The organism is Marinobacter metalliresistant, from assembly GCF_038098645.1.
GTDB classification, from domain to species: Bacteria; Pseudomonadota; Gammaproteobacteria; order Pseudomonadales; family Oleiphilaceae; genus Marinobacter; species Marinobacter metalliresistant.
In genome coordinates this window covers 553,673-565,012 of the sequence record NZ_CP101118.1, presented here as the reverse complement: position 1 = coordinate 565,012, position 11,340 = coordinate 553,673, and the positions used below count along the sequence as shown (strand labels likewise).

General features: G+C 57.5%; 8 protein-coding genes. 4 read left to right on the top strand and 4 right to left on the bottom strand.

The window, feature by feature from the left end:
• Positions 1 to 25 precede the first annotated feature (25 nt).
• Positions 26 to 424, bottom strand: a complete 399-nt coding sequence (locus NLK58_RS02650) for a hypothetical protein (RefSeq protein WP_117620242.1) — start codon at positions 422 to 424, stop codon at positions 26 to 28.
• Positions 425 to 597: 173 nt separating this feature from the next.
• Complete coding sequence (locus tag NLK58_RS02645; RefSeq protein ID WP_117617141.1) at positions 598 to 2,118, bottom strand: bifunctional GNAT family N-acetyltransferase/carbon-nitrogen hydrolase family protein; 1,521 nt, start codon at positions 2,116 to 2,118, stop codon at positions 598 to 600.
• Positions 2,119 to 2,309: 191 nt separating this feature from the next.
• Between NLK58_RS02645 and NLK58_RS02640 the strand changes: the two genes are divergently transcribed.
• Positions 2,310 to 4,196: a methyl-accepting chemotaxis protein gene (locus tag NLK58_RS02640; protein ID WP_341581990.1), complete on the top strand. Its 1,887-nt coding sequence runs from the start codon at positions 2,310 to 2,312 to the stop codon at positions 4,194 to 4,196.
• A gap of 32 nt (positions 4,197 to 4,228) precedes the next feature.
• Positions 4,229 to 4,783: a PaaI family thioesterase gene (locus tag NLK58_RS02635; protein WP_117617140.1), complete on the top strand. Its 555-nt coding sequence runs from the start codon at positions 4,229 to 4,231 to the stop codon at positions 4,781 to 4,783.
• A 3-nt stretch (positions 4,784 to 4,786) separates the two neighbouring features.
• Here the strand turns inward: NLK58_RS02635 and recQ are convergent, their stop codons facing one another.
• On the bottom strand, positions 4,787 to 6,655 hold the full coding sequence (recQ, locus tag NLK58_RS02630) for a DNA helicase RecQ (protein ID WP_117617139.1): 1,869 nt from the start codon (positions 6,653 to 6,655) through the stop codon (positions 4,787 to 4,789).
• A 220-nt stretch (positions 6,656 to 6,875) separates the two neighbouring features.
• Here recQ and NLK58_RS02625 point away from each other — a divergent pair, with 220 nt between their 5' ends.
• Both NLK58_RS02625 and NLK58_RS02620 read left to right on the top strand, forming a co-directional pair.
• Positions 6,876 to 8,072 (top strand): 1-acyl-sn-glycerol-3-phosphate acyltransferase, encoded by a 1,197-nt coding sequence (locus tag NLK58_RS02625; protein ID WP_117617138.1) that lies wholly within the window; start codon positions 6,876 to 6,878, stop codon positions 8,070 to 8,072.
• Between the two features lie 36 nt (positions 8,073 to 8,108).
• The gene (locus NLK58_RS02620) at positions 8,109 to 8,768 is read left to right on the top strand and encodes an alpha/beta hydrolase (protein WP_117617137.1); all 660 of its coding nucleotides are present in this window, start codon (positions 8,109 to 8,111) and stop codon (positions 8,766 to 8,768) included.
• An 18-nt stretch (positions 8,769 to 8,786) separates the two neighbouring features.
• Here NLK58_RS02620 and glgP read toward each other — a convergent pair whose 3' ends face one another.
• Positions 8,787 to 11,339: an alpha-glucan family phosphorylase gene (gene glgP, locus NLK58_RS02615; protein ID WP_205422254.1), complete on the bottom strand. Its 2,553-nt coding sequence runs from the start codon at positions 11,337 to 11,339 to the stop codon at positions 8,787 to 8,789.
• Between the last annotated feature and the right edge of the window lies 1 nt (position 11,340).

The window sequence follows — 11,340 nt, the reverse complement described above, 5'->3', positions numbered from 1 at the left end:
GACGGGTTTCAACAAACAATCTGAATCAGGCCATTTGCCGGAAACCGGGTACGGAGCCTGAGGAACGACGTGATCTGAGCGACTGCTTTTTGGAAAGCACTTCCCGGATCCTGCGAAGTTTCTCAGCCGGGGAAGAGTTTCCGTTGGAGTCGAATTCCACGAAATCGATGGAATAAAAGAAATTGCTGCAATGCTTTCTGCGCTCGGTCACCAGACCAGACATTCCTTCGGCACGGATCTTGTCAAAAGGCATATCCATAACCAGATCCAGCACCAGGGTATCGCCCGGGTTGAATACCCTGTCGGTTTTCATAACACACCCGTAGCCGTCCAGTTCATACAGGGAGGCTTCGACAAGTTCCTTTTTGAAAAGGCCCTGCCTGACTTTGAAACGGGCGACAAGATCCGGCAATGCTTCATTCATGAATTCAGGTTCTCTGGTGATTTCCGTATCCACGGCGACCTGCCTCATTGGGAGGCAGATCGGATATTGATTAAACAATAGACACTGACTTTTGGTTTTGCAACGCCATCAGTGCCATACGATGGCCCCCTAAGGCAGTTTTTCAACAGCCTGGCCTGGCTGCCCGGGCCAAATCACTTGTTTTTCTGTTCGTACATATCAACACGGCGATCTTTCAGGTTGGTGACGGACCCCTCGTTACGCACCAGCATCAGCTTTTCCAGATCCATGTCAGAGAACATGATCATCTCGGTATTCGGCGTTGTCTCCGCCATCACCGCATCGTGGGGGAAGGCAAAGTCAGACGGCGAGAATACGGAGGACTGGGCATACTGGACGTCCAGGTTCTCAACTTTCGGCAAGTTACCGACGCTGCCGGTGATTACGACATAACACTCGTTTTCGATTGCCCGGGCCTGGGCACAGTGACGAACGCGCAGATAACCGTTCTTGGTATCCGTCCAGAAGGGCACGAGGATAATGTCCACATCCTGGGCGGCTGCCATGCGGCCAAGCTCCGGGAACTCGATGTCGTAGCAGATCATGATGGCGACCCGGCCAGCGTCGGTTTCGAACACCTTGAACTCGTTGCCACCCTCGATGACCCAGTCACGGCGCTCGTGGGGCGTGATGTGGATCTTGCGCTGCTCGTCTACCCGGCCATCACGGTGGCACAGGTATGAGACGTTATACACCCGGTCATTTTCAATCAGCGGCATAGAGCCGGTGACGATGTTTATGTTGTAACTCACTGCCATTTCAGACATTTCTTCCCGGAACTGCTGGGTAAACCCGGCCAGGAAACGAATGGCCCGGGTCTGGTCCATCTGGTCAGTCAGGCCCATCAGCGGCGCGTTAAAAAATTCCGGGAACAGGGCGAAGTCGCTCTTGTAATCAGACAGCGCGTCAACGAAGTACTCCACCTGTTTCAGCACTTCCTCCACGGAGGTGAATTCACGCATCTGCCACTGAACGGCGCCCAGGCGAACCTGGGTCTTTTTAACGTTCAGAATCGACGAGGGCGGGGTGTAGAGAATATTCCGCCATTCCAGCAGCGTGGCGTAGCCGAGGGATTTTTCGTCCTCCGGCAGGTATTTGTGCATCAGCCGGGTAACCTGGAAATCGTTCGAGAGCTGAAAGCTCAGGATCGGATCGTAGATTTCCTTGCGGTCCACCCGCTGAATGTATTCTTCCGGTGAGTACTGCTCGGCGTACTTGAAATAGTTCGGTATACGTCCGCCTGCGAGAATCGCCCGCAGGTTCATGGAGCGGCAGAGTTCTTTGCGGGCTTCGTAGAGCCGACGGCCCAGGCGATAACCGCGGTATTCCGGGTGGATGAACACATCCAGCCCGTACAGCGAATCGCCATTAGCGTTATGCCAGATTTTTTCGTTCCGGAGGATCAGGTCGTCGTAGGTGTGGGGGTTACTGAACCGTTCGTACTTCACGAGTACAGTCAGCGCTACCGCCACCAGCTGCCCGCTTTCCTCAATGCAGATCTGCCCATCCGGGAACTGCTCTACCAGTGCCTTGATGGTTTCCTTGGGCCAGGCGCCCCCGATGTCATCGTAGACCCGGTCCATCAGTTGCTGGAGCTGGCCATAGTCCTCAAGCTTCAGATTCCGGAGGTTAAGATGCAGTTCTTCATGGGCCATTCAGTTCGGCTCCCGTTTAATTTGAAAAAAAGGACAAAGGGCTGGAACCCGTCAATACTGTGAAAGTTTATCAGAAGCCGTTAAAGACTTCGCATGGTGGGCCGAAACAAGATTTAACGGATATAAATTTCTGCCGGGTGTAGTATCCGGCGCTTTTCCAAACCCCCACCTTTTTGACCGAGGAAGTGAATGTGCAACTGACTTTCGAACAGAAGCTCCTGACGGCTTTCGGTGTTTTGCTGCTGCTGGTCATGGCAGCGTTCACGCTCTCAGGCGATGTACGACTGCAGAGCACCACGGAAACCTATGTCGACGCATTGATCGACGACACGGTAAAGCAGAGTACGTCGAGTATTGCCGAGTGGCTCAATACCCGCCTGACGATGACCGAAGCCACGGCAAAAGCGCTGGAAAGTGTTCAGGATGATGATCAGGCCCGGCTTGTTCTGCAGATGATCAGGAGCGGTGGCGGGTTCAGGGATGCTTACGTGGGCCGGACAGACGGCTACATGCTTATGCAAACGCCTGAAGCCGACGCGACCCTGCCGGCGGATTTCGATCCAAGGCAGCGGCCCTGGTTTAAGAAAGCCGTGAGTCTTGGCAGAGCTTCTTTTACCAAGCCATACCAGGACGCGGGAACCGGCGACATGATCATTTCAACGCTCGCGCCGGTTAAACGTGGAGAGTATGAAGGCGTGGCCGGTGCGGATATTGGCCTGGGAGCGATCGCCAAAACGCTGTCTACGGTTACCCTGGCAGACACCGGCTACGCTGCGGTGATCAACGAACAGGGCACGGTTCTGTTCCATCCCCGCCAGGAACTGGTCGGCCAAAATATCAGTGGATTGATTGGTGGCAAACCGGACCTGGGCGGCAATGCCGTTGTTTATGAGAATGACGAAGGCACCTGGAACGCCAGCTTCCACCCCATCAGTGAAGCCCGGGGCGTGAACTGGTACCTGGGTACCTTTGTCAATGACGACAAGATCAATGCGCCGGTACAGAGTGCCCGGATGACAGGCCTGGTCATGGCTGCTATTGGCCTGATCGTCTCTCTGGTCGTTCTGCACCTTGGTATCAAGGTTCTTATGGCTCCGGTTCGCCGCCTGAATAATGCCATGGCGGATATCGGCAGCGGCGATGCGGACCTGACCCAGCGTCTGGACGACAGTGCCAAAGACGAGTTTGGCCAGTTAGCGAAAAGCTTTAACCGGTTCGTTGAGAACATCCAGACCGTGGTCCGGGATGTTCAGAAGGGCAGTGCCGAGCTTGGCGGCAATGTCAGGTCTCTGAGAGACACTGCCAGCGCCAGCCGCGCCAGCGTTGACAGCCAACAGGCCGAGATTGATATGGTGGCAACCGCAATCAATGAAATGTCCGCTGCGGCCGGAGAAATTGCCCGGAACGCCCAACAGACCGCAGACGCCGCAAACACCGCCGACAGTGACAGCCGTGCGTCGCTGGAGACAGTCGCGGCCTCCCGGGACGCCGTTCAGAAGCTGTCGAAAGAAATCAACACCGCTGCGGAGGTTATCGATACCCTTGGCAAGGATGTGAGCTCCATCACTACGGTGCTGGACGTGATTCAGGGCATTGCCGCGCAAACCAACCTGCTGGCCCTGAACGCAGCCATTGAGGCGGCCCGGGCCGGTGAGGCCGGGCGCGGTTTTGCGGTGGTTGCCGATGAAGTTCGTAACCTGGCCCAGCGCACCCAGACCAGCACCGAGGAAATCAGTAACATGATCGAGCGCCTGCAGAAGGGTGCCAACGATGCCGTGGAGGTCATGAAGGCATCAACCGCGGTTTCCAACGTCAGTATGGAAAAAGCCCAGGACGCAATGGAGGCACTGAATCGAATTGCCGAGGCCATTACATCCATCAGCCAGATGACGTCCCAGATCGCCACCGCCTCTGAGCAGCAGACCTCGGTGACGGAAGAGCTGAACTCCTCGGTCACCCGTATTGCTGACCAGGGCCAGGAAGCCGCTGCCGCTGCCAGTGAGAACGATGTTTACAGCGGCCAGATTGAGAGCATTGGAACAACGCTGAATAAGAACGTGTCCCGCTTCCGGGTCTGACATCACCTTCAACCCAATAGCGGAGTATGATTATGGCGCTTATCGACAACCTTATTGGTGCGACCGGCCAGTGGGTTTCCCGCACGGACCCAAAAGCCACCCTGGCCAGCCCTCTGGCCTGGCTCAAAAAAACCGGCGGCTATGCGGCGGTTAACAGGATTATCGGGTTTTCCATTCCTTTTGCACCGCGAAACGGTTTCAGCGTAGAGGAGGTACGGCCAGGCTATGTGCGGGCAAGAATTCGACTGAAAGGGAACAAGAACCACTTTGGCAGTCTCTATGCCGGCGCCTATTTCCTGGTCGCGGAGATTCCCGGTGGTGTGCTGACGCTGTTTGATCTGGGGCCCTCCTATACACCGATTCTCAAGGAAATGACCCTGCAGTTCCTGCAACCTGCCAATTCCGATGTAACGGTGGAGTTCTCGCTGGCCCCGGAAACGGTGGCAGCGATTCTCGCCGATGCCGATGAAACCGGCCGGGCGAAATTCACCCTGGAAGGAACGCTGGTGGATCAGGAAGGCAACCACGTAGCCACTTCGATGGCGCACTACCGGGTGAGGAAGAAGGGCTTTAAAGCCGAGGCCTGAAACTCAGGCCTGATCCAGACCTGCGATTGTTTCCAGGAAAATCTCGCCGTATTTCCCGAGCTTTGCGGCACCGACACCACTGACTTCCGCAAGTTCTTCGAGCGTGCGTGGTTTGCGCTCGAGCATGCCGAGCAGGGTGGTGTCGTGGAAGATCACATAGGGAGGCACGCCCTGCCTGTCCGCGAGGGCCTTGCGGCAGGCTCGCAGGGCTTCCCAGCCGGCCTGGTCGGTGATCTGGTCTTTTATCGGTGCACTGGCACGGCTACCTGCGGAGCGGCTTGAGGTCTTTTTAACCACCGGGTCTTTACGCAATTCGATGGCCTGCTTACCCTTCAGCAAGGGCCGGCACTGTTCAGTTAGCTGCAACGCGCCGTAGCCGTCCGGATCTGCCCGCAGGTAACCGTTTGCCACCAACTGCCTGAATACCGATTTCCATTCGTTAACACTGAGCTCGGTTCCGATCCCATAGGTCGATACCTGATGGTGCCCGGATTGCAGGATGCGCTCGTTTTCAGAGCCTCGCAGTACGTCGATGAGATAGGTCACACCAAACCGCTGGCCAGTGCGGAATACGCAGGACAGCGCCTTCTGCACGGCAACGGTTCCGTCCCAGGTTTCCGGGGGATTCAGGCAGGTATCGCAGTTACCGCAAGGTTCATCAAGCTGGTCGCCGAAGTAGCGGAGAAGCACCTGCCGGCGGCAACTGGTGACCTCGCAAAGGCCCAGCATGGCGTCCAGCTTCTGGCGTTCTACCCGCTTGAACTGGTCGTTGCCTTGGGAACCCTCAAGCATCTGCCGCAACTTGATCACATCCTGCAGGCCGTAGACCATCCAGGCGGTGGAGGGCTTGCCGTCGCGTCCGGCCCGGCCGGTTTCCTGGTAATAAGCCTCCAGGCTTTTCGGCAGGTCCAGGTGGGCTACAAAGCGTACGTCGGGTTTGTCAATGCCCATGCCAAAGGCAATGGTGGCGACAATAATGACACCGTCTTCCCGCAGGAACCGTTCCTGGTGATGGGCCCGCTGCTCACCTGAAAGCCCGGCGTGGTAGGGCAGAGCGGTGTAGCCTTTCTGGGCGAGGGTTTTTGCCGTGGCATCCACCTTGTTGCGGGAAAGGCAGTAGACGATGCCGCAGTCCCCTTCGTGTTCTGCTTTAATAAAATCCAGTAACTGTTTGTTGGCGTTCGTCTTTGGTGCGATACGATATTGAATATTCGGGCGATCGAAACCACTGACGAAGTGCTTTGCCGTGGTGAGCGACAGCCGTTCTGCAATCTCCCTGCGGGTGCGCTCATCGGCGGTTGCTGTCAGCGCGATCCGTGGTATGCCGGGAAAAGCCTCCGCCAGCAGGCTCAGCTGCAGGTAATCGGAGCGGAAATCGTGGCCCCACTGGGAAACACAGTGGGCTTCGTCAATGGCAAACAGGGCGATGGAGGCATTGTGCAGCAGCTCGATGGTGCGTGGCTGAATCAGCCGTTCCGGGGCGCAGTAAAGCAGATCCAGTTCGCCGGTCATCAGCGCGTATTCGGTGGCGCGGGCCTGCTCGAAATCCATGGTGGAGTTGAGGAATGCGGCTTTTACGCCCAATTCCTTCAGGGCCGCGACCTGGTCCTGCATCAGTGCGATCAGCGGCGAGATGACGATGGCCGTTCCCGACCGTACCAGGGCCGGCACCTGATAGCACAGGGATTTACCGCCCCCGGTAGGCATCAGTACCAGCGCATCCCGGCCTTCCGAAACTTCCCGGATAATGTCACCCTGCAGCGGCCGGAAGGTTTCATAACCAAAGACTTCGTGCAGAACCTGTTCCGGATCCCGGCCTGAGGAGGTGGGGCGCTCGGTGGAAAGCTGTTCGAAGTTCTGATCAAGATACATAGGGTAACCGGTTAAGCCGGCAAGGAGCCGGTGTTTGGGTGCAGGTAAAATGCCCTGTTCGGCGCGCGGTGGCCAATGATACCAGAATAACCCTGGCGATTGGCCAGCAAACCAGGTGTCCGGATGGAGGCAAAGTAGCGGAAGAAACGCTACAATACCGCGCTTTTGAACCACCGGTTCACGCCATACTGTGACAGACACTGATAATAACAGGGCTTCCATGCAGGAATTTGATGCCATCCGTCCCTATTCGGACGAAGAAACCGGCGCTGCGATTAACCGCCTGGTCAACGATCAGGAATTTCTGGATATGGTCGGTCGCTTCAAGTCACCGACACTTGCCCGCTGGGCGCCTGCCATATTGCGGGTGTTTACCCGTCGCTGGCTGGCCAGCCATTTCGGATATTACAGTCGAATCGACGACTTGCAGGCAGGGCTCTCCAGCTACGTCGGTGAACTGGTGGACAACACCACCACACGGGTGACCACCAGTGGTCTGGAAAATCTCAGCAAACACAGCGCCCACCTGTTCATTTCAAACCACCGGGACATTGTATTTGACCCGATGGTGGTGAACTATCTGTTGTTCCAGAATGGTTTCCGCACCACACGGATCGCCATTGGCGACAACCTGTTGGCAAACCCGGTATTTGCGGAAATGATGCGGCTGAACAAGAGTTTTGTGGTGCGCCGTAATATGACCAGCCCGCGGGAAATGCGGGACGCCTACATCACCCTCTCCAGTTTCATCAACCATAGCATCGATACTAATCACAGCATCTGGATTGCACAACGTGAAGGCCGTGCCAAGGATGGACTTGATTACACCGATCCGGCCATCGTCAAAATGTTCTACATGAGCCGCAAGAAAAGCGGACTCGGTTTTGCGGAGGCCATGAACCGGCTGCACATTGTGCCTGTCTCTATTGCCTACGAATACGACCCCTGCGATGCCGACAAGGCTCAGGAACTGGAAGCCCGGGCCCGCACCGGCGGATACATCAAGCGGGAAGGTGAGGATACCGAACAGATCATGAGGGGCCTGACCGGCTTCAAGGGCCATGTGCACGTGCATTTTGGAGCTCCCATCCATGATTCACCGGAGAATCCAAAGGACCTTGCTGCCCGGATAGACCGGGAAATGCACGCCAATTATCACCTTCATGCCTCAAACCTGGTGGCTTATCAGCAGCGAGGACTCCACCCCGGGGCCCACGCCACACCCGATACCGTGAGCGATGCCGTGGTAACCGCGGAAACTTGGTCACCAGCGGAAATGGAGGCGGCCGAGGCGGAAATGGAGCGACGTCTGGGTGCCTGCGACCCGGCGATTCGACCCTACCTGCTGGATATGTATGCCAATCCGGTGGTGACGGCCCTTGAAGCCAACACCGGGAAGGCCAACGGTTCCGAATGACCCGGCCTTACATTTTTTCTGACAAGAGGTAGCCCAGTGCAAGATCTTCAGTATATTGAACTCGAGACCGGGGAAAACCCGACTGCGGCCGTTATATGGCTCCATGGCCTTGGCGCCAGCGGCCACGATTTTGAACCGGTTGTGCCTGAGCTTGGCCTGCCGGAGGATGCGGCGGTGCGATTTATTTTCCCTCACGCCCCCAACCTGCCGGTCACCATCAACGGCGGGATGACCATGCCGGCCTGGTATGACATCAAGGCGATGGACATCGACCGGGTGGTGGACACCGAACAGCTGATGACGTCGGCCAAGGCTGTCGGCAAGCTGGTGGAACGGGAAAGCGAAAAGGGCATTCCCGCCCGCCGGATTATCATCGCCGGTTTCTCCCAGGGCGGGGCGGTTGCCTATGAGTTGGGCCTTAGCTACCCGGAACGCCTGGGTGGCATTCTGGCGTTATCGACCTATTTCGCCACGGCGGATTCCGTTCAGCGCTCCGAAGCAAACGCCGAGGTTCCCATCAGCGTTTACCACGGCACCTTTGACCCGATTGTCCCGGAATCACTGGGTGTGCGCAGTGTCGAAACCCTGAAAGACATGGGTTACGAGCCCACGTACCAGACCTTCCCCATGGAGCACAGCGTGTGCCTTGAGGAAGTGCTGGATATTGGCCGTTTCATCCGCCGGTACGTTCTGTAAGACCGGCCATGCACGGACTCAGACCCAGAGCATGGCGCCCATTTCCAGCGGATGGGTTAACGCCTCGTGATGTGGATACATCCGCAACCTGAGGGTCTGGAGTCCGGGGTAGGGAGGCTGGACCCGGGAGGCAAATACCGTTCGGCCATCCGCTTCACTTTCTTTTTCTAGAAAGAAACTGTCTGGCCCCGGGCTCTCGTGGGTTCCCGTGCACTCCGGGCTGACCAGGCACTCGACCCGCACATCGTCCGCGCTCAAGCCATTGAGTAATGCCTCCACCCGGAGCTCAACGGTGTCGTTGTGGGGGCAGCGAGCCTCAACACAACCCACCACGTGTAATTCAACACCCGGCCACGCCTCCCGTACCTTCGCTTTCCAGTCCGCCAGCCCGGTGGCCACCTTGCCACCATCGGCCATCAGCAGGGCTCCCTGGCTTGAGGCCGGCTGATAATAGTTGGTGACGTAATCCATCACCATACGCTGGCTGTTGAATCGGGGTGTAATCGTTTTCATGGAGGCTTTCGAGCGTTTTACCCAGCCCCTCGAGAAGCCCTGGGAGACCCGCTCGTAATAGAGCGGAACCACTTCAAACTCCAGTAGATCCAGCAGATCCCGGGCTTCCTCTTCGTTACGGAATTCGGCATCCAGCTCCGTGTCCCTGGGCGGAATCGCCCAGCCGTTCTTGCCGTCGTAGCCTTCACCCCACCAGCCATCAAGCACGCTGAGATTCAGTGCACCGTTGAGAGCGGCCTTTTCACCGGAGGTTCCGCTGGCCTCCTTCGGGTATTCCGGCGTGTTCAGCCAGACATCCACGCCACTGAGCAGGCGTCTCGCCATGGCCTGGTCGTAATCCTCCAGCAGGATCAGATGCCCCATGAGCGAGGGATGCATGGAAAGATCGTGAATTACCTTGATCAGGCGCTGGCCGGGTTTGTCCCGGGGGTGGGCCTTGCCGGCGAAAACCAGAACGACCGGGCGATCCGGATCGGTGAGAATGCGCTCCAGCCGGTCAAGATCGGAGAAGATCAGAGTGGCGCGTTTGTAGGTGGCAAACCGCCGGGCAAAGCCGATCACCAGGGTGTCTTTTTCCGAGGAAATCAACTGCCGGGTCATCCTGTCGGTAACCGAATGGCCGGTTCCGTTGCGTTTGTGCTGGCGGCTCAGGCGCCGAACAATATACTCGCCCATCTGTTGCTTGAGGGCTTTATGCACGCTCCAGTAGTGATAATCCGGAATCTGATCGATAAATTCCCAGAACTGCTGGTTTCTCATCTCACTCTTCCAGGTCGGCGCCTGGATATCGAACAGGCTGGACCATTCCGGCGCCAGAAAGGTGGGAACATGCACGCCGTTGGTGATGTAGCCAAGAGGGTTTTCTTCCGCCGGGACCTGGGGCCAGATATCCCCCTCCATCTGAGAGGCCACGCCACCGTGGATGCGGCTGACACCGTTGTGGAAACGCGAGCCCCGCAGGCCCAGGCTTGTCATGTTAAAGGTGTCACCGCCCGCTTTGGCCCCGAGAGCAAACACTGTTTCGAAGTCCAGCCCGGATTCCTCCAGGTAACGACCGAGAGCGTGGTAAACCAGATCCCTGGGGAAGATGTCGTGGCCGGCTGCGACAGGCGTGTGGGTGGTAAACAGGGTGGCGCCAGCGACGGCTTCCAGTGCGGCTTCAAAATTCAGCCCGGAGGCCATGGTGTGCCGGCAACGTTCGAGGATCTGGAACGCCGCATGGCCCTCGTTGATGTGCCAGACCGTCGGTTTCAGATCCAGGGCCTCCAGTACCCGGGTGCCGCCGATGCCCAGCAGCATCTCCTGGCTGATCCGGGTGGACTCGTCGCCACCATACAGCTGTAAGGTCAGTTCCTGGTCTTCCGCGCTGTTTTCCTCTGTGTGGCTGTCCAGCAGGTACAAGCGGATATGACCGACCCGTGCTTCCCAGACCCGCGCTACCACGTCGCGGCCGGGGAAGGGCACGGAAACCTTGAGCACTTCGCCGTCTTTTTCCACGGGCGTTATCGGCAGTTCATCGCTGGAATGGGACTGGTACCTGGCGATCTGCTGGCCCAGAGCGTCGATACTCTGGATGAAATATCCCTGCTGGTACAGCAGGCCAACGGCGACAAAGGGCAACGCCAGATCACTGGCGGCCTTGCAATGATCGCCCGCGAGAATGCCGAGGCCTCCGGAGTAAATGGGAAAGCTCTCATGGAAGCCAAACTCGGCACAGAAGTAGGCCACCAACGTCTTTTCCGGATCCAGCTTTTCGGTGACTTCCGGCCCGGGACCTGCCTCCAGGTAGGCATCATAACTGCTCAGTACCCGGCGGTATTCGGCCAGGAAAGCCCGGTCTTCCGAAGCCTCATCAAGCCGGTCCTGGGCCACACGGCGCAGAAACAGCTTGGGGTTATGCTCAACTTTCAGCCAAAGCCGAAGGTCGATCCGGGCGAGCAGGCTGCGAACGCCGTGATCCCAGCTGTAAAACAAATCGTTGGCCAGCTCATCAAGACGCTCCAGCGCCTCGGGAATAATGGGATGGGCCTCAAGTCGGAATTCCGTCGCTTTATGCATG